Source organism: Halobacillus mangrovi, assembly GCF_002097535.1.
In the GTDB taxonomy this organism is placed as follows: Bacteria; Bacillota; Bacilli; order Bacillales; family Halobacillaceae; genus Halobacillus; species Halobacillus mangrovi_A.
In genome coordinates, this window is the sequence record NZ_CP020772.1 from 2,502,646 (window position 1) to 2,526,763 (window position 24,118).

Annotated in this window: 28 protein-coding genes and 1 pseudogene; 7 read left to right on the forward strand and 22 right to left on the reverse strand. The window is 40.4% G+C overall.

Translation table 11 applies throughout. The features are described from left to right. Nucleotides 1-11 precede the first annotated feature (11 nt). The 3 genes from bshC to HM131_RS12325 form a co-directional block, all read right to left on the reverse strand. Entirely contained in the window at nt 12-1,637 is a 1,626-nt protein-coding gene (gene bshC / locus HM131_RS12315; RefSeq protein WP_085030042.1) for a bacillithiol biosynthesis cysteine-adding enzyme BshC, read from the reverse strand. Nucleotides 1,638-1,734: 97 nt separating this feature from the next. Next, nucleotides 1,735-2,115, reverse strand: a complete 381-nt coding sequence (locus HM131_RS12320; RefSeq protein WP_085030043.1) for a DUF3397 domain-containing protein — start codon at nt 2,113-2,115, stop codon at nt 1,735-1,737. Then, nucleotides 2,108-2,989: a 2-dehydropantoate 2-reductase gene (locus HM131_RS12325; protein ID WP_085030044.1), complete on the reverse strand. Its 882-nt coding sequence runs from the start codon at nt 2,987-2,989 to the stop codon at nt 2,108-2,110. Before HM131_RS12325 ends, HM131_RS12320 begins: the two co-directional genes overlap by 8 nt. A gap of 160 nt (nt 2,990-3,149) precedes the next feature. Between HM131_RS12325 and HM131_RS12330 the strand changes: the two genes are divergently transcribed. Then, a complete protein-coding gene (locus tag HM131_RS12330; RefSeq protein WP_085030045.1) occupies nt 3,150-3,635 on the forward strand; it encodes an N-acetyltransferase in 486 nt (161 codons plus the stop codon). 180 nt (nt 3,636-3,815) lie between these two features. On the opposite strand, the gene HM131_RS12335 is transcribed toward HM131_RS12330, so the two are convergent. The 4 genes from HM131_RS12335 to HM131_RS12350 form a co-directional block, all read right to left on the reverse strand. Beyond that, on the reverse strand, nt 3,816-4,292 hold the full coding sequence (locus HM131_RS12335; RefSeq protein ID WP_085030046.1) for an RsfA family transcriptional regulator: 477 nt from the start codon (nt 4,290-4,292) through the stop codon (nt 3,816-3,818). A gap of 64 nt (nt 4,293-4,356) precedes the next feature. Further along, entirely contained in the window at nt 4,357-5,121 is a 765-nt protein-coding gene (locus HM131_RS12340) for an enoyl-CoA hydratase/isomerase family protein (protein ID WP_085030047.1), read from the reverse strand. A gap of 247 nt (nt 5,122-5,368) precedes the next feature. After that, entirely contained in the window at nt 5,369-5,542 is a 174-nt protein-coding gene (gene rpmF / locus HM131_RS12345; RefSeq protein WP_085030048.1) for a 50S ribosomal protein L32, read from the reverse strand. Nucleotides 5,543-5,590: 48 nt separating this feature from the next. Further along, complete coding sequence (locus HM131_RS12350) at nt 5,591-6,112, reverse strand: YceD family protein (protein ID WP_085030049.1); 522 nt, start codon at nt 6,110-6,112, stop codon at nt 5,591-5,593. A gap of 213 nt (nt 6,113-6,325) precedes the next feature. Between HM131_RS12350 and HM131_RS12355 the strand changes: the two genes are divergently transcribed. After that, nucleotides 6,326-7,537 carry a nucleotidyltransferase gene (locus HM131_RS12355; protein WP_085030050.1) on the forward strand — a complete coding sequence of 404 codons (1,212 nt, stop codon included), beginning with the start codon at nt 6,326-6,328 and terminating at the stop codon, nt 7,535-7,537. Nucleotides 7,538-7,567: 30 nt separating this feature from the next. On the opposite strand, the gene HM131_RS12360 is transcribed toward HM131_RS12355, so the two are convergent. Together HM131_RS12360 and HM131_RS12365 are read right to left on the reverse strand one after the other, a co-directional pair. Beyond that, nucleotides 7,568-8,596 carry a SepM family pheromone-processing serine protease gene (locus HM131_RS12360; protein ID WP_085030051.1) on the reverse strand — a complete coding sequence of 343 codons (1,029 nt, stop codon included), beginning with the start codon at nt 8,594-8,596 and terminating at the stop codon, nt 7,568-7,570. Between the two features lie 3 nt (nt 8,597-8,599). Continuing rightward, nucleotides 8,600-9,388, reverse strand: coding sequence for a patatin-like phospholipase family protein (locus tag HM131_RS12365; RefSeq protein ID WP_085030052.1), 789 nt, complete (start codon nt 9,386-9,388; stop codon nt 8,600-8,602). 189 nt (nt 9,389-9,577) lie between these two features. On the opposite strand from HM131_RS12365, the gene ylbJ reads away from it, so the two are divergent. Further along, nucleotides 9,578-10,765 carry a sporulation integral membrane protein YlbJ gene (gene ylbJ, locus HM131_RS12370; RefSeq protein WP_232324946.1) on the forward strand — a complete coding sequence of 396 codons (1,188 nt, stop codon included), beginning with the start codon at nt 9,578-9,580 and terminating at the stop codon, nt 10,763-10,765. Nucleotides 10,766-10,781: 16 nt separating this feature from the next. Here the strand turns inward: ylbJ and coaD are convergent, their stop codons facing one another. Both coaD and rsmD read right to left on the reverse strand, forming a co-directional pair. Continuing rightward, complete coding sequence (coaD, locus tag HM131_RS12375) at nt 10,782-11,261, reverse strand: pantetheine-phosphate adenylyltransferase (RefSeq protein ID WP_085030054.1); 480 nt, start codon at nt 11,259-11,261, stop codon at nt 10,782-10,784. Nucleotides 11,262-11,273: 12 nt separating this feature from the next. Next, nucleotides 11,274-11,831 (reverse strand): annotated as a pseudogene (rsmD, locus tag HM131_RS12380) (16S rRNA (guanine(966)-N(2))-methyltransferase RsmD); the annotation flags it as partial. Between the two features lie 1,159 nt (nt 11,832-12,990). On the opposite strand from rsmD, the gene HM131_RS12385 reads away from it, so the two are divergent. Continuing rightward, nucleotides 12,991-13,377: a DUF7147 family protein gene (locus tag HM131_RS12385; protein WP_085030056.1), complete on the forward strand. Its 387-nt coding sequence runs from the start codon at nt 12,991-12,993 to the stop codon at nt 13,375-13,377. Nucleotides 13,378-13,447: 70 nt separating this feature from the next. Here the strand turns inward: HM131_RS12385 and HM131_RS12390 are convergent, their stop codons facing one another. Further along, entirely contained in the window at nt 13,448-13,726 is a 279-nt protein-coding gene (locus HM131_RS12390) for a YlbG family protein (protein WP_198162621.1), read from the reverse strand. Between the two features lie 86 nt (nt 13,727-13,812). Here HM131_RS12390 and HM131_RS12395 point away from each other — a divergent pair, with 86 nt between their 5' ends. Next, nucleotides 13,813-14,142: a hypothetical protein gene (locus HM131_RS12395; protein WP_085030057.1), complete on the forward strand. Its 330-nt coding sequence runs from the start codon at nt 13,813-13,815 to the stop codon at nt 14,140-14,142. Here the strand turns inward: HM131_RS12395 and HM131_RS12400 are convergent. From HM131_RS12400 to HM131_RS12415, 4 genes are all read right to left on the reverse strand, one after another. Beyond that, a complete protein-coding gene (locus HM131_RS12400; RefSeq protein WP_085030058.1) occupies nt 14,139-14,582 on the reverse strand; it encodes a YlbF/YmcA family competence regulator in 444 nt (147 codons plus the stop codon). The two genes, HM131_RS12395 and HM131_RS12400, sit on opposite strands and share 4 nt — an antisense overlap. Before the next feature lie 78 nt (nt 14,583-14,660). After that, nucleotides 14,661-15,026, reverse strand: a complete 366-nt coding sequence (gene ylbD / locus HM131_RS12405; protein WP_085030059.1) for a spore coat protein YlbD — start codon at nt 15,024-15,026, stop codon at nt 14,661-14,663. A gap of 59 nt (nt 15,027-15,085) precedes the next feature. Then, the gene (locus HM131_RS12410; RefSeq protein ID WP_085030060.1) at nt 15,086-16,105 is read right to left on the reverse strand and encodes a CAP domain-containing protein; all 1,020 of its coding nucleotides are present in this window, start codon (nt 16,103-16,105) and stop codon (nt 15,086-15,088) included. Nucleotides 16,106-16,490: 385 nt separating this feature from the next. Continuing rightward, entirely contained in the window at nt 16,491-16,919 is a 429-nt protein-coding gene (locus tag HM131_RS12415) for a CBS domain-containing protein (protein ID WP_085030061.1), read from the reverse strand. Nucleotides 16,920-17,132: 213 nt separating this feature from the next. Here HM131_RS12415 and HM131_RS12420 point away from each other — a divergent pair, with 213 nt between their 5' ends. After that, nucleotides 17,133-17,612 carry a YugN family protein gene (locus HM131_RS12420; RefSeq protein ID WP_085030062.1) on the forward strand — a complete coding sequence of 160 codons (480 nt, stop codon included), beginning with the start codon at nt 17,133-17,135 and terminating at the stop codon, nt 17,610-17,612. A 137-nt stretch (nt 17,613-17,749) separates the two neighbouring features. Next, the gene (gene ytvI / locus HM131_RS12425; RefSeq protein ID WP_085031976.1) at nt 17,750-18,808 is read left to right on the forward strand and encodes a sporulation integral membrane protein YtvI; all 1,059 of its coding nucleotides are present in this window, start codon (nt 17,750-17,752) and stop codon (nt 18,806-18,808) included. 32 nt (nt 18,809-18,840) lie between these two features. Here ytvI and HM131_RS12430 read toward each other — a convergent pair whose 3' ends face one another. The 6 genes from HM131_RS12430 to ctaD form a co-directional block, all read right to left on the reverse strand. Then, nucleotides 18,841-19,380 (reverse strand): GNAT family N-acetyltransferase, encoded by a 540-nt coding sequence (locus HM131_RS12430; RefSeq protein WP_085030063.1) that lies wholly within the window; start codon nt 19,378-19,380, stop codon nt 18,841-18,843. Nucleotides 19,381-19,519: 139 nt separating this feature from the next. After that, nucleotides 19,520-19,975 (reverse strand): DUF420 domain-containing protein, encoded by a 456-nt coding sequence (locus HM131_RS12435; protein WP_085030064.1) that lies wholly within the window; start codon nt 19,973-19,975, stop codon nt 19,520-19,522. A gap of 210 nt (nt 19,976-20,185) precedes the next feature. Continuing rightward, nucleotides 20,186-21,085, reverse strand: coding sequence for a cytochrome c oxidase assembly factor CtaG (ctaG, locus tag HM131_RS12440; RefSeq protein WP_085030065.1), 900 nt, complete (start codon nt 21,083-21,085; stop codon nt 20,186-20,188). Between the two features lie 182 nt (nt 21,086-21,267). Then, nucleotides 21,268-21,588 (reverse strand): cytochrome c oxidase subunit IVB, encoded by a 321-nt coding sequence (ctaF, locus tag HM131_RS12445; protein WP_085030066.1) that lies wholly within the window; start codon nt 21,586-21,588, stop codon nt 21,268-21,270. 3 nt (nt 21,589-21,591) lie between these two features. Then, on the reverse strand, nt 21,592-22,215 hold the full coding sequence (locus HM131_RS12450) for a cytochrome (ubi)quinol oxidase subunit III (protein WP_085030067.1): 624 nt from the start codon (nt 22,213-22,215) through the stop codon (nt 21,592-21,594). Further along, nucleotides 22,215-24,086, reverse strand: coding sequence for a cytochrome c oxidase subunit I (gene ctaD, locus HM131_RS12455; RefSeq protein WP_085030068.1), 1,872 nt, complete (start codon nt 24,084-24,086; stop codon nt 22,215-22,217). Before ctaD ends, HM131_RS12450 begins: the two co-directional genes overlap by 1 nt. Nucleotides 24,087-24,118 lie beyond the last annotated feature (32 nt).

Below are 24,118 nucleotides of genomic sequence, written 5' to 3' on the forward strand. Positions count from 1 at the left end.
TTGTGGGAGACTTATACATACACGACGTAATGATCTTGATCAAATGAATAATGATGCTGATTTATTCGTTGGAACAGATCTGTGCCATGCTGGTTCACCCAAGGTACAATGCTCCACATTCTTTCCTGCAGGCCACCACCCGGGTGAAGCAGCAGACCAAGGTCATCGAACTGAGTGATTTCCTGCTCATACTTCTGTTCTAATGACTGGATCATTCTTTTCTCTAAAAAGTCTATATCCTGAAAGATATATTGCAAATTCTTTTCCGCCAGTTGTTCAATATCTGGCCCAAAATCAGACGACTTCTCACGTAATGGACGGTGAATTCGATCGATCTCTGATTTTACTTGCTTACTAAGTTCCTGAATCGGAGGAGAGTTCCTTGATGCCAGCCACTTCATTTTTTCTTCTCCGGTTCCATACTGAACGCCGTGGACAGCCTCAATTTGCAGCCGGTCCATAGTTTGTTCTGCCTTTCTGTCAATAAGCGTAAAAGATAGGCGAGGTAAAACAGGCGGCATTTGCATCCCAGCCGCTTGAAAAGCAGGTTTAAGCACAGCCCAATAATTGATTTCTCCTGGTCCACCAATGAATGCAAGCACAGGAAAAAGACTTTCTTGCATTAATGGTCTCGTTACCACATTATTACTTAAATGCTCCGGATTTTCTTCCGCCACCTGAAGAAGCTCTTCTTTCGAGAAAGCTACTTCATTATTTTTCCCTCTAAAACTCCCGTCTTCATCACGGCTCAGCAAAACGCGTTCTCCATTATGATGATAAAAGAGGTGGGCATCGTTCCACTCACTATCGAGAACCGTTTCATATCCTTGTTGGCGATTGATTTGGAGTGCGGAGAACACCCCTTTAGCAATGTCCTCATTTTTTTCAATCATAGTTTTAAAATAGGGACTTTCCAAATTTCTAATATGCGGATCATGAGCGTCTACGACGACAAGCCCTTCTTCAGGAAATAATAAATAGACAAGCCTCGCAAAGAAATCACTGTAACTTTCCGATTGTTTTAACGCATGTACGACTTGATGGTAAAAATCACTTGTAAATTCAGTCTCTTTGACCACCTGAAAGATTTGATTCACCCAATTTTCCGCATTCTCTTGAGCAATAGTTATATCAGATACGGAGGCTTTCTTTTCAGGGATTTGCTGTATAGTGATTTTCTTCATAGATTGATTTTCTTTCATGAAAAGGTGGTTGATTTCATCAAAATCATGATCCTCCCCTGCAATCCAGAATATAGGAATGACAGGCTTGTTGAGTTCCTTTTCCTTCTGTCTGGCAAGTTGAAGAACCGAAATAATTTTATGAACGGTATACAGAGGACCAGTCATAAGACCTGCCTGCTGCCCAGCGATAACCACTGTACTCTCTTCTCTTTTCAGTTTTTCAATATTTGTACAGGTGGTTGAAGGAGCTCCCCATTTTTCATTCATGTGTTGGATTACAGTTGAAAGAGCTTCCCTTTGATAGTTGTTGTTCCGTAAATAGTTGAAACGATTGGACCAAATACTCTGATCCTGGGGATTATATTCGAATTTATCTTCTAATGATTGAAAGTTGTTTTTATAATCATGAAATAATAATTGCTTTGATCGTAATGCAATTGGATCAATACGCATGTCTTGAACTACTCCTTTACCGGGTTAAGTATCCTTAGTAGTATGTATCCTATTGTATTGTACAAAAAAGATCCCAGGAGTTCATCTAATCTGTTTGTTAAGAGAACAATCGCTCAAAAAGACCGTAGAGGGTCAGCCCCAAATAAAAGAAAGTGAAAAATAAAAAACTGATACGCCAAAACGCTTTAAACACCCGTCTCAAGCGCACTTCCTCGTGTATTTTATACTGCACGATCAGGGAAATACCTAATAGGAGAAATAAAAAGATCAGAATATAAGCAAAAAAGCTCTGCTCAAATAATACGAGTAAGAGCAAGTGGACAGATAGAATGAACACAGGGGCTGAGAGACTCGTCGTCCGATGAATCGCTTTCCATTTATGCTTCGACCATTTTCTCGTAAATAAATAAAAGACGAAAATGAAGGGAATAGGCAGCGTCAATACAGCTGCAAAGAAGAAAACAAGAGCATCACCCATGTATCCTTACCCCCTTTTCCCACTGAAGTGCGTGAATGGCTCTTATTAGAAATTGGTGATAAGGGAGGGGGGTTCTACTCTTTTTCAGGATATAACCACTGATGGCATCTACTTCCGTTTGTCTACCTTCCATCATATCTTTAAACATAGAGGATTGGTTCTCAGAGGTCGTTTCAGCAATATTCAAGACTCTCTCCCACTCTTTCTCAAAGGAACGGTTTAGTGTGAGACAAGCCTCCCTGCAAACAGCTTCCGCTATTTCTCTCAAGTAAGAGTTACTTATTATATGTCCGTTGTTTACTTGGAATAAAGTAGTTAGAGGGTTGATTACTGTATTCACTATTAACTTAGAAGTCAACATTTCCTTGTAATCAGGTTCATATTCAACTGGGAAGTCGTAGTGGTTTAATGAGGAAATTATCTTCTTAATGTTTTCATCCTTCGTGACACTGGCAATCCTCACAACACCTTTTCCTGTATGGAGCACGTGGCAGTAATCTTGTTTTAGAGCCCCGTGTTCCACAACACCCACCCAAGATGGATAGGGTCTTTCTAGTAATTTTTCGATGTGGCCCATACCATTTTGCAGGAACAAAACCGGTGTATTAGACGGAAAACTGTAATCTAAAACAGAGTCAAGACCAGTTTGTTTGACTGCAACAATCAGAACATCATGAGACTGAGGAAACCCCTCCTCTAATAAATGAGCCTCAACAGAAACAGGGTGTCCTACGGCATCACAATAGATCCCCTCTTGGTATAGTTTTTCTTTCTGCTCCTCTCTTCTTACATAAACGTGGACATTGTGATACCTTCCCAGATATGCGGCCATCAGCATGCCTATCGAACCCATCCCAATAATTCCTACATTCATCGTAACCCCTCATTTCGCTCGTCTTCTTTTTTCCTTATTGTAGCAGAGTCACTTTGAGGATGGCAGTCAAATTTTGTCATGAAGATAATTGTTTATTTCATTCTGAAAATTTTTATATTATAATGAAGGAAGATACAGATATTAGAAAGGGGATTCTTTCATGATGACCACTACTAAGGTTCAACCACTTTTGGTCAATTATAAAACACTCGAGGAATTTAAACGATTTAAAGAATACGGAAATCAAGAGCTTACAATGCTTGAAGATCTTGAAAGCAATATCGTTGAGAACGATAGCGAATCGCCTTTTTTCGGCATCTATTATGGAAGCGCTTTAGTTGCGCGTATGAGTTTATACCGCGTGAAAGCCAAGTACGACAACTACTTTCAACCGCCTCAAGATTATTTGGAACTCTGGAAACTAGAAGTTCTTCCTGATTACCGGGGTCAAGGCTTTGGTAAAGCATTGGTAGAATTCGCTAAAAGCTTCAACCTCCCAATTAAAACTAACCCTCGTATCAATTCTCATGATTTCTGGGAAAAAATGGGCTTTCAAAAAGCTCACTATGATGTAGAGCGTGACTTAAGCGAGAATCCATTGATCTGGATGCCGACAGGTGTAGAGGAAAGAGATGTCAACGCATAAAAATAAACAAACGAATGAGGCCGCTACGCATCGTAGTGGCCTTATTTATGCGCCTCATTTAATTTTCAATACGTACTAGTATTAGTTCGAGTAATGCCATCCTTTAGAAAGCTAGCCCATTATATGAGAGTTCTAGCCAGGGAGAAGACATAAAGTTTAGGACAATTGTTCTGCCTTTCCTTAAATAGGGCTTTTATGCCTTTCTTTTACCCAGTGGACGAGTTTATCCATTTCGTTCCAGGCTTGCTCCCACTGCTTTAATTGATCTCTTAATTTCCGATTGTCTTCATCTAGTTTCTTCAATTGATATTCAAGCTTTTGCTTCCCGTTATCCTCAAATTGCTTCACTTTCATTTCTTTTAAGAAGGAAATTGCTGCGTCGATGGACATAGGGGAATCTTCAGTAGTAGATGAAGCTGAAAACACGGTTCGTTTCTCTTTTCGGTTTTGTTTCGCTTGCTGTATTTCTTCGTGGTATTCTTTTCTTACTGTTGCATTCCACCTGAAACCGCAAGCAGCGGGCGTCCTCCGCAGTTTCTCCGCCACTTCTTGGAATGCTTCTAACTGGGTTTTACCTTCTTGTATATATTTCAACACGGTCTGAGCCAGCAGGAGATCTTCCTCTTCCTTCCAGGCGTCTTGTCTAGGGGCATCCATACCATCCCTCCTCTATCGTTTGTTTATAGTTATGCAGGAACGATGGTTGATAGAATCCTATTCTTTAGTTTTTTCTCTTATCCATAAACTTTTGAACTGCCTCTTTATGAGCATCTGATTCCCACAGATGGGAGCATTGCTGAACTTCCTCTTCCATCTTTTGGGATAAGTCTTGTGAAAAAAGATAAGCGGTATATTGTTTTTTGAACCATTTCATTTGTTCTGGAGTCTTATTTAAAAAAGACTGGATCATATCCATTGATTTCAGTTGGTTTACAGTAACCATCTTATGTAACCATCCGATACGATACGCTTGCTTGGCAGGATACATATTTGCTTCCATTAACCAGTGAGCTGCAGCATTTGGATGGATACGAGAATAAAGCAAGACACCTCCACCCCATCCTGGAGTAATTCCTAGGTTCGCCTGTACGAAACCAAAAGAAGCAGATTCCACACCATAACGAAAGTCGCACGCCGTTGCAAGTTCACATCCGCCTCCTCTCGCTTGTCCATTTAACAGAGCAATCGTCGGCACAGGAAGCGTAGCCAATTCGAACAGAACTACCTTCATAGGATGCAGTACACGGTAGGCTTCTTCAGCATTCATATCAGCATGCAGTTCCGTTAAATCACCCCCCGCACAAAAGGCCCTCTCCCCCTCACCTGTAAGCGTAAGGAATTTAATATCCTTTGTCTCTTTTACCTTTTGAAGAGCCTTGTAGAGCTCCTCAGTCATCTGTTTTGATACACTATTTAATTTCTCAGTTCTGTTCAAGGTTAACTGAGCGTATCCTTCCTCGTTAAATACTAAGTTTACTAGTTCCAATTCAAACCCTCCTCTCACATAAATTTACCATATCCAATACGTATACACCTTTGGTGCAGCACACGTATTGGATAAGCTATGGTCAAGATGACTTTTTCAATAAAAGCAACGGGCTTATGACCTTGAAAAACTATATACTGTAGCTGGATGTCCTGTCTTAATAAGTTATCCATTCGAAAACTAATTTATTTTATAGTCAAATAAAAAAAGAGCCTGATAAGAATCAGACTCTTCAAAAACACAATGATTAGTCATTAACCACTTGTTTTCCGTTGTATTGTCCACAAGATTTGCAAACATGGTGTGGTTTCGTGTACTCGCCACAGTTTTGGCATTCTACCATACCAGGGACATGAAGTTTTTTGTGAGTACGACGTTGGTTTTTAACTTTTTTAGAAGTTCTACGTTTTGGTACTGCCATGTTGTACACCTCCTTTTTCATTTTCGATTGAAAACCATGAAGATTTTCTTATTCGTTCTTTTCGTCATTAAATAATGATTGCAGTTTAGCCATTCGAGGATCCACTTTTGTTTCCTCAGGTTCCTCAGATAACACCTGCCAGCCCTTCCCTTCCTGGGGGGCCTCATCGTGAGCCTCATCATCATTAGAAAATACGCGAGTTGGAATCTCCAATTGTACATTTTCCTTGATATAAGGCGTCAAGTCAAGCATTTCTCCATCCACTGGATGGACTTCATCATCACCTTCTTCTGTATGATAAGGGGAAAGGTTGAATAATTCCATTGCCTCAATGTGAAACGGATATGTCACATCAACTAACGTCCGGGCACAGGGCAACACCATTTCTCCATCAATTGAAAAAGTTACAGTAATATCGTTTCCTCGTGTGATCGCTTGACCTTTAACATGCACAGGAGTAATCCTGCGAATGTCATTATTCATACCCTCTAATTCGCTAATATTCACTTCTTCTTCAAATACAAACGGTTCGTCTACCGCCTGTCTCAGCTTTTGTAGAGGAAATTTCATTGTTATCACCTCATGGCAACAAGAGTTATTGTAAAAGGATTTCGCTTATTTGTCAATATTTTTTCTTTACACCTTATTATTCTACAATGAAGAATGTTTATTTAATTTTTTTCATTCGACATGTTCGATGCGAATTTTCCTTCTCTCCATGATAAAATAAACCTTACCAACGTTCAATAGACACGTATAAGAATCAAAGGAGGTTATTGAAAGATGAAAGCCTGTGGAGTCATTGTCGAATATAATCCCTTTCATAATGGTCATCGATTTCATTTGGAGCAATCAAGGCAGCAATCACGTGCTGATTGTCTCATTGCAATTATGAGCGGAAATTTCCTACAGCGTGGTGAACCCGCTATCATGGATAAGTGGCATAGGGCGGAAGCTGCTTTACAGTCAGAAGCAGATTTGGTCCTTGAGCTTCCTTACATATATGCGGTAGAACATAGTGACTATTTCAGCCAGGGAGCTGTACAGACGTTGTCTGAAATGGGAGTAGAAGCCATTTGTTTTGGCAGTGAAAGCGGTGAAATCAGTCAATTCTTGGAGGCTCATGAGCATTTAAAAAGAAATGAAGGGTTATTCAACGAAACTGTAAAGAAACAGTTGAGTGAAGGACTCTCTTTTCCAGAAGCCTCACGTTTGGGATATAAAGCCATTGACCTCCCCGCTGAAAGTATTGACTTGACACAGCCTAACAACATTCTAGGCTACAGCTATGTGAAACAGATCCTTTTATACAATGATAAAATTGTTCCGATGACCGTTAAGCGTACCAATAGTCATTACCATGATGATACGATTACAGGTGATATCGCCAGCGCTACAAGTATTCGAAAAGAATTATTGAAAGACCATTGTTTTACAGAAAACGCGAGCAGATCCATGCCAAAGGATACAAAAGATCAGTTAAGCAAATATAGAGAGAGAACTCATTTATGGCACGAATGGGAACGTTATTTCCATTTTCTTCAGTACAAAATCTTAACAACCCCTGAGTCCGAGCTTCGAAAGATACACGGTGTAGATGAAGGACTTGAGCACCGTTTAAAACGCACGATTAAACGGTCAGCCACCTTTGATGCATTCATGGAAGCACTTAAAACTAAAAGATACACATGGACAAGACTGCAGCGTACGCTTGTTCACATTTTAATTGGTACAGGTAAAGAAGAGGCAAGTTCCCTTCTCAGATTGCCTCAGCCTCCTTACGCTCGTGTATTAGGTATGAATAAAATAGGCAGGGAATATTTAAACACTTATAAAAAACAAATGCAGATCCCGCTTATTACACAACCACAGCAAATGGAGCATTCCATGCTGGATCTTGAGGAAAGAGCAGCCACCGCCTATTACAGCGTTTTGGATGCTGAAAACCGAGTGGATATGTTACAGCGTGAGTTTGGTCCACCTATCCGCATATAAAAAACCAGCCAAATTACTGGCTGGTTTTTATTAACTGTTTTTCGGTTCGAGCTTGTTCAGATAATCAACGGCATCCTGGAACGTATCCACTGGAACCACCTTCATATCTGTATTAATTTCTTCAGCGGTTTGTTTAGCAACCTGGTAATTGGAGCCTTCACGTCCTTCTTCGTTTGGCGCAAAGAAGATTTGGCATCCATCCTCAGAGGCTGCCACAACTTTTTTATCAATTCCTCCGATTCGCCCCACTTGACCTTCATAATTTACTTCGCCAGTACCTGCAATTTGGTATCCTTTTGTAACATCTTTTTCAGTTAACTGATCATACATTTCTAGAGAAAACATTAAACCTGCACTAGGCCCTCCAATTTCCCCGCTTTTCACTTTTACTTCAGGGTTAACTTCGACCGTACGATCTGTCACTAAAGAAATTCCTACTCCTACTTTTTTCTTATTATCAGGGAATGGAGCTAATTCAATTTCTTTCTGTAGCGTTTCCTTTTCTCTCTTAATCGTCAGGGTCACCTTTTCTCCCTTTTTCATATCTGATACATAATCAATCAAATCAGCAGCTTCTTGGATCTTTTCTCCATTAACTTGTGTGATTTCGTCTCCTGACTTCAATTGATCCTCAGCGGGCATCCCTTTGATTACACCCATCACGAATACACCTTCATAATTAATATCAATTTCTCTGTCAGCAGCCTTGTAGGCAACCACTTTTGCTGCTTCTTGGGAGGACTCCATCATCCGCAATTGAGCATGGTAATACTCTTCTTCTGTGACACCTTCAGGTCGGATGTCTTCCAAAGGGTAGACCTGATGAAATGGTCTAACCTTCGCAATTAACCATTGTAAAGGAGTGGCCTGTCCTCCCCGTACTGTCACCAAATGCATGTCCCCTTCACTTGAAAAGCCATCTGTCACTTCGACAATGGGATCAAGGGCATCGGCATTCCCTGGTTTATAAATGTAGAAAGGGAGACGGTAAGCTCCCAGAAAAGCAACAATTAATAGAGTTATAATTCCAGTTATAATTACTCGCTTATTTGACCTCATGCTTTAAGACTCCTTCCAGTCAGCCAATGTTTTCTTTATCGCTTCAATATGGATTTCAGCTTCTTTTTCTCCTGCTTCAACGATTTCCTTGATATTCGTAAAAGCACGTGAACTATATTTGGATACGTCTGGCCGGATCATCACATCAGCGTCGGCCGACACCCCCATAGCTGTAACCAATTCATCCTGCATAATATCAATACTTTGAATAATGACATCATAAATAGAGTTAATGTTCGGATCGGCATCGAAGTGGGCACAATCGACAGCGATCACAACATCTGCCCCCATCTCTTTGACAACGGATACAGGGACTCTGTCCATAACCCCTCCATCGATATAAAGCCTGTCATCAATCTTTTCTGGCACAAATATGCCCGGGATAGCAATACTTGCCCGAACCGCCTCACTAGCTGGTCCTGTTCTGAATATTTTCTTTTCTCCTGCATATAAATCTGTCGCGATAATGGCCATCGGCAAATCAAATTCTTCCAAATTTTTCCCAAAAGTAAATAAACGGATATATTCCTTGATCCTCCTCCCCTGGATAAATCCCATCTTAGGGACTGTAAAATCAAGATAATATTTCCGCTTAAAAGTAAAGGCTAGTTTGTAGAGGTCTTCAATTTGTTGACCTGCTGCAAAAAAAGAGCCTACTAGAGCTCCCATACTGCTTCCGGCCACCATATCAACAGGAATGTCATGCTCTTTGAGTGTTTTAAGAACCCCTAAATGGGAAAATCCCCGGGCTCCCCCTGACCCTAGAGCCAAACCGACCTTTGGACGATTCACATGACATTCCTCCTTCGCTAACTTTGTTTTATTTTATGGTATAAACCGATAAGTTATGAGCGTACACATGGTGTATAGGTACAAGCAATTGGTTCAAATATATTCCCATTCTACTATGAGTGAAATTAGAAGTACAGAAAACCGTTACGCTCAAGGGAGGTGTTCCCTATATCGAAGTTAAAGACCTTGGTGTTAACCTGTTTAACAGCAGGACTTGCAGCTGCATTAATCCTTTACCCTAAAGCTTCATTAACTGCAAGCTTAAGAGGCTTGGACTTATGGTGGGAAGTCGTCTTTCCATCACTACTTCCGTTCTTTATTACAGCTGAACTTTTGATCGGCTTCGGAGTGGTACATGGCCTTGGGGCACTGAGCGAGCGATTTATGCGGCCATTATTTAATGTTCCAGGTTCAGGAGGATTCATTTGGGTCATGGGGATGGCGAGTGGATATCCATCAGGGGCGAAATGGACGGCAGATCTACGAAAGAAAGGCGAGCTCACCAAAGTAGAAGCAGAAAGGCTTGTCGCTTTTACAAATGCTTCAAGTCCCTTATTTATATTCGGAGCCATCGCAGTGGGATTTTTCCACGATCCTTCGCTTGGAATATTAATCGCTGTCTCCCACTATGGAGGAAATGTACTCGTAGGTTTTATAATGAAATTTTATAAAAGGAACGAAGATTTAGAATTACGGGAATCCCCTTACTCTTCAATTCGAGATGCATTTTCTAGAATGCATCAGTCGCGTATTAATGACGGCCGAACACTTGGGAAGCTGATGGGAGACGCTGTAACAAAATCTGTAGATACCCTGCTTATGGTGGGGGGATTCATAATGCTGTTCTCAGTTTTGACAGAACTGTTTAAACAGACAGGCATTATGGAAATTCTTTCATTCCTTCTTTCTATCTCCTTTATACCTGAAACTTTTCATGCCCCACTTATCGCAGGGATGCTAGAATTAACGACAGGAATCGGAGCCATCACTCAAACTGGAGAACCCTTGTTAACTCAACTTGTACTGGTGAGCTTTATTTTAGGATTCCACGGCTTTTCTATACAGGCACAAATAGCGAGTATTCTTGCTGAAACAGATATCGGGTTCAAACCTTATGCAATCGCCCGCTTAGCTCACGGATTGCTTGCGGCGGGGATCATGATCGTCTTATATTATTTTTACACCCATTCCTCCCTGCAAACAAAAAGCCTGGCCATTTGGAACCCCAAAGAAAATTTCACAACACCTATTATGGAATTCTTCCATCACTATGGACCACCACTTACATTGTTGATGATTATGTTTATGATTCTCTTTAAGTGGCAAAGTCATTCCGGTAAAACCTATAATAAAAATACCCCCTATCGAAAAAGTTGATAGAGGGTGTTTTTATTTATAAATACTTATCCATTAAAGCTTTCTCTACAGGAGGCGGGACAAGATCAGAAATATTCGCTCGATATTTGGCTACTTCTTTAACAATACTGGAGCTTAAAAATGAATACTGATTATTCGTCATCATGAAAAAGGTTTCAATCTCTTCATTCAGCTTTCTGTTCATAGAAGTAATCTGCATTTCATACTCAAAATCACTGACGGCACGCAGTCCACGGATGATAGCTTGTGCATTTTTTTCATTTGCATAGTCCATTAAGAGACCTTCACAAGCGTCGACGGAAACGTTATCCATATCTTTTGTCACTTCCTGAAGAAGCGCCAGTCTTTCATCAACATCAAATAAAGGGGACTTACTCTGATTGTTAAAAACAGCCACAATCAAGTGATCAAATACCTTTGCTCCCCTTTGAATGATGTCTAAATGTCCATATGTAACCGGGTCAAAGCTTCCCGGACAAATCGCTAAACGTGTCATCGTTTTTCCTCCTCACTCAAATATAGATACACCTATATTCGTTCCGTAAATATCAGATTTTATTAGCTTCAGACGTCCTACTGTTGATGGAATGCTTTCTGATGAATCGTGTTCACAGATTACGATCCCGTTTTCAGCAATTAAATCATGTTCTAAAAGCGCTTCCATCAGGTCCTTATAGGAAAACTTCTTGTAAGGTGGATCCAAGAAGATGAACTCGAACGAAAGACCGCGCTTTCCTGCTGCCTTAATAGCCCTCATAGCATCCGTACGAAATACTTCCGTACGCTCCTGAATCTTCAACAACTCTATGTTTTCGTGGATCGTTTTTATTGCTTTTTGCTGTTGGTCGACAAACACACATGACTCTACGCCTCGACTCATAGCTTCGATTCCAAGTCCTCCGCTTCCGGCAAACAAATCTAAAGCACGGCCTCTTTCAAAATAAGGGCCAATCATGTGAAATACCGCTTCCTTCACTTTGTCAGTCGTAGGTCGTGTCTGATGAGAAGGAACAGATTTTAGCTGTCTTCCTTTGAATTCTCCAGCAATCACTCGCATGTTATGTACACCTCTTTTGTCATCATTCTACATTATCCTACCATAAAAACAATTGGTCAGGAAATCTACCTGATTTTTAAAATTATTTGTAGAACCATTGAATAGACATGGTTGTCAATGGTCATACTAGAGCTTGAAGCGGAACAAACTGCTTCTGAAAACGGAGAAGGCTTACATCCCCATAAGTACTTCCTCCGGTTTCTCCTCTCCCTTTACTTTTTTGAATCATCGTAAATGTTTCAAAAAAGAAGGGCTGTCTGTTTAAGACAGCCCTATTTTTTATGCTTACCTTCCAATATTCAATCTATTCACCTAGCTTTGATCGTCATAAATCCGGAGTTATCCAACTATATAGCAGAATAGTTGAATACTCGCTTTCGAGGTACTGTGAGCTTTCCGTTGCCCAGAGTAGAATTTGGAGGTCCGAGAAATCACTCGCTTTCCGTGAGCATGTGCTGAGCCTCCTCGAGCTAAAAGCTCTCCGGGGTCTCACCTATCATGTTCATCCCACAGGAGTCTCGCTATTTCTCGGACCTCCTTACCGCTGTTGGGAGGAACGGAAACGTTATTGTTACCGAAAACCTATCTGTAATTTTGGAAATCAGAGCTTCCTTACTCCTGTTAAATGGGGCTGTTCCTTACACTATAGATGGGTTGGATGGAAAACGGCGAGACTCCCGCGGGAGAAGGACTTAGGCGAGACCCCACAGAGAGCACAGCGAGCGAGGAGGCTCGCCAGTTCCCCCGCAGAAAAGTGTTCAAATGCGGAAGCGCCCCGGTAGACACGACTCGCATAAGCAGAAAATCAAAAGGAATGTGCCTTTTCATTCCGTTGATTTCCTGCTTATGACGCGAGTGTCTGGGCGATGCAACTAGACGAGTTGTTTTCCAGCCAACCTTACGCTTATTACTCATCGGCCCCTAGAATATCTCGAATTCAAGTCTTTAAGATAAGGAGGCTTATGTGGGGGAACTCAGGATAAAAACGTATTTGAAGGCAGGAAAAATTCGGTTCATTTACTCCATAAGAAATAATACCATTATCCAACCATCAGTTTATTGTGTCTTGAGCAGCTAATACAAAGGTATGTTGCTGAAATTATGGATTCACATTGCCTCAGATTCATGCTAATGTGGTTTTTAGCGAGTACAAAAGGGAGAGAGTAATTTGATACAAAAATTCATTGAGCTCGGTGAAGGGTATGCAGACATTTATGAACTTATCGAATTAGGGACGTTAATGCCCGATCGGATCCAGCATGCCATCGCTTTTTACAGTGAGAAAAATGGACAGCCGGTCGCCTCGTTAGCACTAGTACTTAAACCATCAAGAGATAAATTCCAACCTATTTATATATGCAGGGAAGGGATTCCCAACCCTCATGAAAAACCAAATCAGCGTTTTGACTTATTCAAAGAAATGGCTGCTTCTGCAGGTAAGGAATTGGCTGAATTTACAATTAAACCGTCAAATATGTTTCCAGAGACAGAACTATTCTATCAACACTTGATTGGAATATTAAGGACAAATAAATTCATATCCCCTTTATCATAAGAAAAAGCATCCATTCAGGATGCTTTTTTCGTTGAAGATATAAACATGATAATGATTTCAATACTTTTTCTTAAATACCCATCTTATAATCATACTGTTTTGCTTTATCAGGCTTTGCATTTTCATAATCCGTGCGAACCTCAGGTTTATAGGAGGGAACAACACGGGAAACAAACGGTAAACGATCTAATTTCTCCATTTTGTACTCCAGGTCCTCTTGGTTCACATATAACAATGCATATTTTCTTCTTTTGGATGCATGGATAAGGTGCCCATGCTTTTTTATCTGCCTGACATTTTTCATATGCTGAAAATAAACGATGATCCCTTGCCGCTTCGTTTTAATCATACGACACCCTACTTTACAAAGTTATTTATCGACAGTTTACCAAATGTATGAAAAATGAGCAATTATAGAAAGGAGTTGAGTTTCAAGTGAAAACGGATCACGAACGAGCGATAGAAATTTTTCATCATGAACTGACGAATCACCCTAATTTTAAACAGGTTGAATTTAAAAAAGTCACAGGACTTCCTTTCGTTTACTTAACGGCTGAAGAAGATATTAGTCAAAAGGACATAGAGGTAACATTAAAGGTCTCTGCCGCAAGGGCAATGAGAGGAAAACGCCTGACCCTTGCAATGAGCTATGTCCGCAATGATCAGGCGCTTTATGTGTATCGTGTCCGTTTTTTAGTTCCTCAGCGTAAGATGTTCTGCTGCGGAAATTTATGTGATGACTGTATCCGATTTACACAACCCTAGGATGCACAGCCGCAGCTTCCCCCGCTGCCACAGCCTCCGCTGCAACCGGTGTCGGTCAAAGCCATTCCGTTTTTTGGAACTTTAATTTGTTCACTGACACTGAAGGCAACGTTTTCACTGATTTCATCCAATAACTTCTGAAGATTACGCTCAGCTTTTTTAAATTGAGCGACTTTCTCATGCATGTCCATCTCGCGCTTAACGGAACGAACCTTTTTCATGATTGAACTATAATCAGGATGGTATCGTCCAAATCGTTGCACATCCTCATAATGTTCCTTCATATTATTAAAATCCTTTATCAGCTTTTGAGCCTCCGCATCATTTTCAAGCTCATATTTAGCTTGATTATAATGCTGCATTGTATCTGAATTCATGACCATTTGGCCAATCATTTCTGAGCGGTCTAGCAGATCGACAATTTCCATTGTTGCTAACATATGTCCACCTCCACTCTCATTTTATCAAATAGGACAGCAGAATGAAATGAGAACAAGTGACTCTGCTGCCCGAGTTTATTAATAATACGGATACTCAATTTCTTTCCGGGTTTTTCCGGTGTCTTTCTTAACATTAGATATAAGCTGCTGAAACTGACCTATAGCCCCGTTCAACTCACCAATATGCCGAGAAACTTCTTCCCAATCCACATCTTGCATTAATTCTCCGAGTTGTTTTATCCAATCTTTTTTATTCGTAGATGTCTGTTTTTTCACTTCAGGCAGAGAACTCCAAAATGAATCGTCTTCTCCTAAGATCATCCACTTTTCATAATAGGTTTGGATAAGCTTATGGTTTTTCCTAAGCTGTTCCTTAACAGCTGGATGTTCATCCACGAAATCCTTGAACCGCTGTACACTCGGGTGTAATGACTTGTTACTCATAGCGTTCACACCTCACTGTTAGAACTACTCTATAGCCTATGCTAAAAAGGGCGGGCTGTTCATGGGATCGATAAAAAATTTTGAGTGTAATACCTTTGATGAACGCCGATTCCGATATGCGTATAGCTTTTATCCAACATTGCTTCTCGATGGTTTTGACTATTCAACCATCCATGAACTGCAGCCGTTGCATCAATGTATTGAGCTGCAATATTTTCTCCTGCCTGAACATAAGAAATATCTCCTAGCCGCTCTTTCAATCCTTTTCCATTCGGGGAGTAATGAGAAAAATAATTGTTGTCATTCATGTCTTTACTGTGAAGAAATGCCACAGCTGCCGCTTCCTTATGCTCTACCAATTGATTTTTTCCATGGCGGATGCGAAGGTAGTTCGTCATAGTTAATATCTGCTGTTCCATTCCTGTTTCAATTCTCTTCCAGTCAGAACGATCTAAATTTTCTTTCACTGGTAATCGACCTCGATAAATGACCTTGTAGGGTTGAAGTTTTAAGAGAATGTCATTTCTCACCAGCCTTATCGCCGATAACTTCTCTGTGACAACATCAAAGTAGAGCTGTGCTGTCCAATTATTATCTAGTGGAAGGAGTGGCCGTTCTTTTAAATCTTGTTCTGTCAATTCAAAAGTATAATTTCCAACCTGCTCAATTCGCAGGGATTGTGATAGTTCGTGGGAGGCAGAAATCTCTCGATAAGATTGTCCAATATAGACTGGATTATCTCTCTGTTCACTTGAAAAAGAGACGGCTGAAACAACTTTATTATCCTTTATTGCAATTTGAGAAAGTTCATCATCATAGATCCACCACACATATCCATAACTGCTAGGGTCTTTACGGTCTGGTTCCCCCCATTCGGATTTCAGTTCATCAGAACTAGCTCCTTTCCATTCAAAGATGGATTTAGCCTCTTTGACCTTTTCTATTTCTTCAGTTGCGAAAGTTTCTTCAACGGTCGGTTCTGTCTTGGTTGGATCAGGTACAGAGGGTTTGTCAAAAAAAAGTCTCCAACTAATTAAAATAATAATTGTAAGAATGAAAACAGGTGCTAGCTTTCTCACTTCGTTCTCTCTCCTCTCTGCTTGCTTCTTACAGTATGTATAATCGACGCATAAAGATCCTATGAATTTCTAATTTCAAAAAATAGCGGCAAACCGTTGTTAATGATATTTATTCAACACACTATTCCACATAACAGCAGTTATCTGGAATAGTTGATTTCGAGATGTTTATGGGGTTTAGGTTCGTTCGGAAAGGATTCGCTTTCCTACGGGGGAACTGGCAAGCCCACGGAAAGCGAGTCGTTCTCCCATCCAGCATCCCTCACGTAAAAGTCTCGAAACTGATTCTACAGGGATAGGACGCTTTAATGGAGGTAGGTAGTAAGGTTTTACAAAGCCAAACAAAAAAGACCCGTCGCTATGTACGGGTCTTGTATCGAATTGCTTAATGAAGTTCTGGACGCTCAGAAATATCTTGCAAGGCTACCCCTGCTGCATGGTCTGACATTTCCTCCACAGACAAGTCGCCTAGTGATAGAATCCCAGTCAACTTTCCGTTTTCAACGACAGGTAAACGGCGAACTTGATGTTGAGCCATAATCTGACTAGCTTCTTCCAGAGAGCAGTCTGGAGTACAGCTGTACAAGTGATCACTCATCACTTGTTGGATCGGTGTGGATTCTGGTTTTTTGTCAGCATAGCCACGAATGACAAGGTCACGGTCTGTTACCATTCCCATTAAGTTGCCTTGGTCATCACATACAGGCACCGCACCGACATTTTTTTGTTTCATGATAGATGCCGCATCAGATAAATTGTCATCTGTGCGACAAACTGAAACATCACTGGTCATAATGTCTTTTACGCTTTTCATGATAAGTCCTCCTTTAAGTAATTCAATATCAATAGTTATTGTCCCCTTTTTATAAAAATTATTACATGCAAGCCATGTCCTTTTATAGTATAATAAAATGGTAAAAGCCTATATTAATGAGTAAAATGGGCTTTAAAGACCGAAGCAATTGAAAGTTAATCGGTTTCATACTAAAATTAGTGAAGATACATAACAATTTGTGAGGTGGAAGTAATGAAGTTAGAAGGCACTGGTATAGAAGGGCTTATGGTGGATTTCAGACCATTGACCGATCTGATGGAAAGTAACGGATTCATATTGGGTGGATCCTGGGATTACGAAAGAGTAACCTACGATTACAAATTAAATGCTCCAGAAAAAAACATAACGTACTACATTCGAATTCAAGGGTATGCCGTTGAAGGTGACGTAGATAAAGGAGATGCTGTAATCCGTCTTTTGCCACCTCTACTAGGCAGACATTACTACCCGCACGGAGTCGAATATGGGGAACAGGAAGGTTTCTCCTCAGGCATTATTGAAAAAGCAATTGGCCTTGTTCAAAAAGTCGTGGAACCTGCGAAAAGGTATCATAACCAAGTTCCTGAACATGTTGTCCTTGAAAGGTTGACTAGATGGGCTGAAGAAAATCAAAACCAAGAAGTACTTGAAAAAATGAAAGAACTCTCCAATAATCCGGATCAGCGTAAATAACGTCTCTTTAATAACTGCTTGACCCAGATGTCCGGTATTACCAAAAGGAGTCGCACATCATTTCATATGATGAGCGGCTTTTTTTGAAAAATACCGTGAAAGTTTTTTTCATTAAGGGAAAGGAGTACATAAATAAATTGTTCCGATACCTGACAAAAAAACAATGGATTCTTATCTTACTCGCCCTACTGTTCATTGTAGCCTGTTATTTTATCCTGCCTGTTTCTATTCCCTTAATATTTGCATTTGTTACAGCTCTTTTCTTAAATCCTTCGGTTCGATGGCTTCAGTTCCGTTTTAGAATCAATCGAAAAATGGCTGTAACTGTTGTGTTCCTATTATTCGTCATCTTTCTTGGATTATTAGGTACATATGCAATTACTCGAGCGGTTGCTCAGATTATTGAATTGGCTGATAATGCTCCAGAATACATTAATCAAATAAACAACGTTCTTCTGAACTGGCAGAACAATATGCACAGTTTCACCCAGAGCATGCCGAAGGAATTTGTAGATAAAGTAACAAGTGAATTAATGAATTCTTTAGATAGAACAACGGCAGCTATCTCAGAAAAACTTCAGCTAGCGAACATTGCAGCCGCAGCTGCAAAGATCCCTGAATACTTAGTCAGCCTTCTTGTCTATTTAATTGCTCTGTTTCTATTCATGCTTGAATTACCGCGTCTAAGAGACAAGATGCATGACCAATTTACAGAAGCAACCTCTGAAAAGGTTAAATTTATGAATGCACGACTATCCTACGTCGTATTCGGTTTCTTGAAAGCACAATTTCTTGTGAGTATCATCATCTTTGTCGTTTCACTGGCTGGATTGCTATGGATCACCCCTGATGTCGCAATCATCATGTCCATCATTATTTGGATCATCGACTTTATCCCGATCATTGGATCAATCGTCATTCTCGGGCCGTGGTCCATCTATATGTTAATTATCGGGGAACTGGAGATGGGTACAAAGCTTGGATTATTAGCCATTGTTCTGTTGGCCATTCGACGAACAGTTGAACCGAAAGTCATGGGCCGGCATATTGGTCTCTCTCCACTAGCTACTTTAATTGCGATGTATCTAGGACTACAGCTCATTGGACTAACAGGATTTATCCTAGGTCCACTAGTCGTGATTGCATTCAACTCAGCGAAAGAAGCAGGAATTATTAAATGGAATTTGAAGATATAAAAAAGCCTGAAAGCATTGCTTCAGGCTTTTTTTTATAATTCTTCTTTTGAATGATTTAGGTTTTTGTTAGCCGTTTTTTCCTTTTTAAACATAAGGATATCCCTATTCCTGCCGGTGTGATTAAAACCATTATTAATCAGTACTTTTTGTGAAGGAATATTTGTTTTATCGCATTGTGCTTCAATTCCTTTAACTCCAGGATAAGTGAAAGCCCAGCTGCAAAGATTTTCGACAGCTTCTGATGCGTACCCTTGATTCCTCTCTGATGCGACGATGTGGTATCCGATTTCTATCGTTCCCTCGCTGTCAGGCATGCCTTTAAATCCGATATCACCAACTACATGTTCACCCTTTTCATCCATAATAACCCAAGGGCCAAAACCTAGTTCACTCTCCTCATTTTCCAACTTTTCAACATAAATTGGTAATAGCGCTTTCAATCCATCATGCGGCCAGTTTTTATTCCAAGGCAGCTGGTACTTATAATAGAATGCCAGGGAATTCTTCATCAGCATCTGGGCAAGGTCTATTGTAATGGGGATCATGTGCAAGCGTGGTGTCTTCAATTCCATCTTTGAAACATCCCTTTCTATGTATATTATCATACTCATACTGACCTATATTCCTGTTTAAGCCTTATCCTAAACAACATTATTGCTAAAAAAAACGCAGCGAAATCGTTTTTTTACGATTCGCTGCGGATAAAATAGGTTAGGTCCCCAAAATAGCTTTAATCATACTTGTGGTTGTGCCGCCATCATAAATGATATACAAGAGCAAATACACGGCTACACCAGTGATTGCTGTAAAGAACCATATGATGCTCGTCACAGGCCCGACTTTACGGTGTTTTTTAATATTTCTTTTAAAAGCTAAAGTCAGGGTCACAATCCCGAATACAGCGCCCACCGTCGCTAGTATTATGTGAAAGATAAGGAAAATTGTATAATAAATCTTTATATCATCAGGTCCTCCAAAACTTGTATTTCCAACAAAGATTGTTCGGCTGGCGTAAATAATAAAAAAGGTTAATGCACTGATCGCAGCAGCAATCATTACTTTTTTGTGAGTCCTTCTTTTATCCTTGGCAATTAACCTCCATCCGATGGCAACAAGTATGGCACTAAGAACGATGAAGAATGTACTTAACGTTGGCAATAACGGCATAAAGACACCTCTTCTCAAACACTGTTATATTTCTTCATATGAAAGGGAGGCCGACCTTTATGGACAGGCTAGGCCTCCCTTCTCAATTAGAAATCTGGCTTAAATATTGTTATCTTTTTTAAATGAACTAGTGGCTCTCCTGAAGTGAAATGGTTAACTTGAATGTTCTAGACTTTTTTTAAAAAAGCCTTATACTGCAAGTGTTTTTCATCAAGACTCGCTTTGAAGGTGACTTGGAATTGGATCAATGGTTTCCCTTTCACGATTGAACCAGCTGAAAAAGATATAAGCGATTACAGATCCGAAAATAATTTCCTGTGCGATTTTCATGATAATTCCGCCTAATTGCTGATCTTCAATTAATGGCATAGGAGTGAACGTATTCGGTCCAGTCAGGTTTTGAGTAATACCGTTTAGTACGTCTGCTGGTACACATAAACTCATCGCCTGCAGCCATGCACCTGATTGGGAATACGTTTCATAGATAGGCGAGCCAGCGAAAATAATTAAACCGCAGGCTGGAGTAATCAGCACTCCATTAGCGAAAATAAAACCAATTTTCAGAATGGGGCTTAGTCGATCCATTTCTTTAAGTGGCGGGAATACGGACAGCCACATAAAGAAAGCGGTGATTAATATTACTGTAGTCGTAATCACATGGGCCCATTCATTCGATTTAGTGAAATCAAAAATAACAGGCATATGGTACAACGAGAAAAGGCCGTTAAATAGAATCAAGGATAAGAGAGGCTTCGTACCCAATCTGAACACGGGGCGAAGGCCTTTCGTATTAAATAGTTTCCTAAAAATCCAATTGGGAATACCCTTAATGACCAAGATAGGAAACAGTAAGTAATATAAAGCCATCTGCGTCATATGTGCAGTAAACATGATATGGCCTATTAAATCAACAGGGGAACCTTTAATAATGTAAAGAAGAAGCATACCCAAATAGAACATGGTCTGTTGAAGGGGCGTCGGTTTTTCAGTACCTTTTTCCCTACCTGGACCTGTTATATAAAAATAACCTAGAGCAAGTATTAAGATGAACAATAAGTAAAAAGGGCTCCACAATGCACGAAATCCAAAAATTTGCAGTTCTAACCACATAGGTGTCTCACCTCAGAGTGTTTATTCATTACTTCTTATTTTAACGAATTTTAATAGAAAAAACGAGTGTAGGTTTGTGAATTTGTCTAATGTTCATAATTTGGTCAAATCTCTTATTTACATAAGAAAAAGACCGGAAACCCGGTCTTTTTCATTTTTAACTAACTATTACGTTTTTAATCTTACCACCAGATGATAGACGTGAACGTAACGATTGTTAGGAAAGCAACAGCGGCTCCACCGTAGATCATCAATGCAGGCATGTCATGACCTTTATTTTTCATATGCATGAAATAATAAAGCTGGAACGCCACTTGGACAACGGCAAGGATAATTAAGGTTGGAATGATGAAGTAAGAATTCACTTCAAACATAACCAATGCAAAAGCTATAAGAGTGAATAGAATCATAAGCACAAAACTGATCACTTGCTGTTTCATCTCTTCTTTATGCTGTTTACGTTCATATTCAGCTTGATGAGCTGGCTTTGAGTGATTTGCCATTGATTAACCCACCTTTCCCATTAGGTAAACGACAGTAAAGATGAAAACCCAAACAACGTCAATGAAGTGCCAATACAGGCTTGCAATATAAAACTTCGGGGCGTTGTAGAGGTTTAAACCACGTTTTTGATTTCGTACCATTAACGTTACGATCCACAAAAGACCAAACAAAACGTGACCGCCGTGGAAACTTAACAACGTATAAAATGCAGATCCAAATGCAGAGGATTGGAATGTAAATCCATACTCGTGAATGTAATGATAGAACTCGTAAATTTCACATCCCAGAAAAGCCAAACCCAGCAATACGGTAATGGCTAACCACGTCTGCATTTTGCCAAAATCATGGTTCTTCATATGGTACATCGCATATACACTCGTCAAAGAACTTGTAAGGAGGAACATGGTCATAAGGAAAACAAGTTCCAAACCAAACAAATGCTCAGGTGTGTTCTCTCCTTGCGTCGATCCATTCAATGCAATATACGTACCAAAAAGACTTGCGAACAAAACTGTTTCCCCGCCTAGGAAAAACCAGAATCCTAGGAATTTATTTTTACCTTCAAGGGTGGCTTTTTCCGGATCATGCGGCATGTGTTTCGGATTTAATACATCTTCATGACTCATTATTTGCCAGCCCCCTTCTTAATATCTGCTTCAAGCTCTTCTTTATGAATATGGTAGCCAAGATCATCTTTTACGGAACGGATGAACATGGAACCAAGAGTAATCCCCATACCAATAAATACCGCTGCTAACCAGGCTTTGTCATCAACCTGATAGATGAACCCAAATCCTGCAATAAACATTCCAAGTGACATCGTAAATGGCAGGATTGATCCGTTAGGCATGTGAATGTCACCAAGCGGCTCTGCAGGTGTCATCCCTTTTTTCCCTTCCATTTTCTCAATCCATAATGGATCAAGCCCACGTACTAGTGGTGTCTGAACAAAGTTATAATATGGCGGAGGAGAAGGAATCGACCATTCCAGGGTACGACCATTCTCCCACGGATCGGCATCTGCTTTTTCTCCTTTAACAGCAGTGTAAACAATGTTTATCAAGAAAATGACGGTACCGATTGCCATTAAGAAGGCACCAATTGTACTAATTAAGTTTCCTGTAGCCAGACCTTGCCCTTCCAGGAATACCCAATAACGGCGGGGCATACCCATTAAACCAAGGAAGTGCTGGATAAAGAACGTCAAGTGGAAACCGATAAAGAATGGCCAAAATGCCAGTTTGCCTAACTTTTCATTCAATACTTGACCGAACATCTTCGGCCACCAGTAGTGAAGTGCTGCAAAGATACCAAAGGCTACACCACCAACGATTACGTAGTGGAAGTGTCCGACAACGAAATAAGTATCATGATACTGGAAGTCAGCTGCAGCTGCGGCAAGCATAACCCCTGTCATACCACCAATTGTAAAGGACGGTATGAATGCTACAGTCCAAAGCATAGCTGAAGTCATACGAATTTGGCCGCCCCACATGGTAAACAACCAGTTGAATATTTTAATCCCTGTCGGAACAGCGATTGCCATTGTAGCTACTGCGAAAATGGAGTTAGCAATTGGTCCCATACCGACTGTGAACATGTGGTGTGCCCACACCATAAAGCCTAGGAAACCGATCAATACAGTCGCAAAGACCATGGCAGAATACCCAAACAAACGCTTTTTCGAGAAGGTTGGAAATATATCACTAAATGCTCCAAACAATGGAAGGATTAGAATGTAAACTTCCGGGTGACCAAATATCCAGAATAAGTGCTCCCAAATGATTACGTTTCCTCCAAGACCCACATCAAAGAAAGCAGACCCAAACATACGGTCAAACATCATTAGAAACAAGCCAACTGTCAATGCAGGAAAGGCAAATAGAATTAATGTACTTGTTACAAATACAGACCAAGTAAAGAGTGGCATACGCATATAGGACATGCCAGGTGCTCTCATATTGACGATAGTGACCAGGAAGTTGATCCCACCTATTAATGTTCCAGCCCCTGAAATCTGTAATCCCATGACATAATAGTCAACACCATGCCCAGGTGAAGTTGTAGAAAGTGGTGCATAGTTTGTCCACCCAGCATCAGGTGCACCCCCTGTAAACCAAGACACGTTTAACAACAATCCCCCGAATAGGAACAACCAGAATCCTAACGAGTTCAAAAATGGGAATGCAACGTCACGTGCACCTATTTGTAAAGGTACGACGGCGTTCATCAGTGCGAAAATTAATGGCATCGCTGCCAGGAAAATCATTGTCGTTCCGTGCATTGTTATCATTTCATTATAAAGTCCAGCTGATAAGAAATTATTATCCGGTTTCATCAACTGAATTCGAATTAACATGGCTTCTAGCCCGCCGATCAAGAAAAACAAACCACCAGACACCAAGTAAAGATGCGCAATCTTCTTGTGGTCCACTGTTGTTAAATAATCCCAGATCGCAGCGCCGAGCCCTCGTTTTTGCGCTACTGCAGTACTCACGCTTTTACCTCCCTTTTAAAACCTCTGTCTCA

What these genes read in the sequence shown, in the direction of transcription:
- bshC (WP_085030042.1), bottom strand. Translation starts at nt 1,637, where the DNA reads ATGCGTATTGATCCAATTGCATTACGATCAAAGCAATTATTATTTCAT.
- HM131_RS12320 (WP_085030043.1), bottom strand. Translation starts at nt 2,115, where the DNA reads ATGGGTGATGCTCTTGTTTTCTTCTTTGCAGCTGTATTGACGCTGCCT.
- HM131_RS12325 (WP_085030044.1), bottom strand. Translation starts at nt 2,989, where the DNA reads ATGAATGTAGGAATTATTGGGATGGGTTCGATAGGCATGCTGATGGCC.
- HM131_RS12330 (WP_085030045.1), top strand. Translation starts at nt 3,150, where the DNA reads ATGATGACCACTACTAAGGTTCAACCACTTTTGGTCAATTATAAAACA.
- HM131_RS12335 (WP_085030046.1), bottom strand. Translation starts at nt 4,292, where the DNA reads ATGGATGCCCCTAGACAAGACGCCTGGAAGGAAGAGGAAGATCTCCTG.
- rpmF (WP_085030048.1), bottom strand. Translation starts at nt 5,542, where the DNA reads ATGGCAGTACCAAAACGTAGAACTTCTAAAAAAGTTAAAAACCAACGT.
- HM131_RS12350 (WP_085030049.1), bottom strand. Translation starts at nt 6,112, where the DNA reads ATGAAATTTCCTCTACAAAAGCTGAGACAGGCGGTAGACGAACCGTTT.
- HM131_RS12355 (WP_085030050.1), top strand. Translation starts at nt 6,326, where the DNA reads ATGAAAGCCTGTGGAGTCATTGTCGAATATAATCCCTTTCATAATGGT.
- HM131_RS12360 (WP_085030051.1), bottom strand. Translation starts at nt 8,596, where the DNA reads ATGAGGTCAAATAAGCGAGTAATTATAACTGGAATTATAACTCTATTA.
- coaD (WP_085030054.1), bottom strand. Translation starts at nt 11,261, where the DNA reads ATGACACGTTTAGCGATTTGTCCGGGAAGCTTTGACCCGGTTACATAT.
- HM131_RS12390 (WP_198162621.1), bottom strand. Translation starts at nt 13,726, where the DNA reads ATGATTAAAACGAAGCGGCAAGGGATCATCGTTTATTTTCAGCATATG.
- HM131_RS12400 (WP_085030058.1), bottom strand. Translation starts at nt 14,582, where the DNA reads ATGTTAGCAACAATGGAAATTGTCGATCTGCTAGACCGCTCAGAAATG.
- ylbD (WP_085030059.1), bottom strand. Translation starts at nt 15,026, where the DNA reads ATGAGTAACAAGTCATTACACCCGAGTGTACAGCGGTTCAAGGATTTC.
- HM131_RS12415 (WP_085030061.1), bottom strand. Translation starts at nt 16,919, where the DNA reads ATGAAAAGCGTAAAAGACATTATGACCAGTGATGTTTCAGTTTGTCGC.
- HM131_RS12420 (WP_085030062.1), top strand. Translation starts at nt 17,133, where the DNA reads ATGAAGTTAGAAGGCACTGGTATAGAAGGGCTTATGGTGGATTTCAGA.
- HM131_RS12430 (WP_085030063.1), bottom strand. Translation starts at nt 19,380, where the DNA reads ATGGAATTGAAGACACCACGCTTGCACATGATCCCCATTACAATAGAC.
- HM131_RS12435 (WP_085030064.1), bottom strand. Translation starts at nt 19,975, where the DNA reads ATGCCGTTATTGCCAACGTTAAGTACATTCTTCATCGTTCTTAGTGCC.
- ctaG (WP_085030065.1), bottom strand. Translation starts at nt 21,085, where the DNA reads ATGTGGTTAGAACTGCAAATTTTTGGATTTCGTGCATTGTGGAGCCCT.
- ctaF (WP_085030066.1), bottom strand. Translation starts at nt 21,588, where the DNA reads ATGGCAAATCACTCAAAGCCAGCTCATCAAGCTGAATATGAACGTAAA.
- HM131_RS12450 (WP_085030067.1), bottom strand. Translation starts at nt 22,215, where the DNA reads ATGAGTCATGAAGATGTATTAAATCCGAAACACATGCCGCATGATCCG.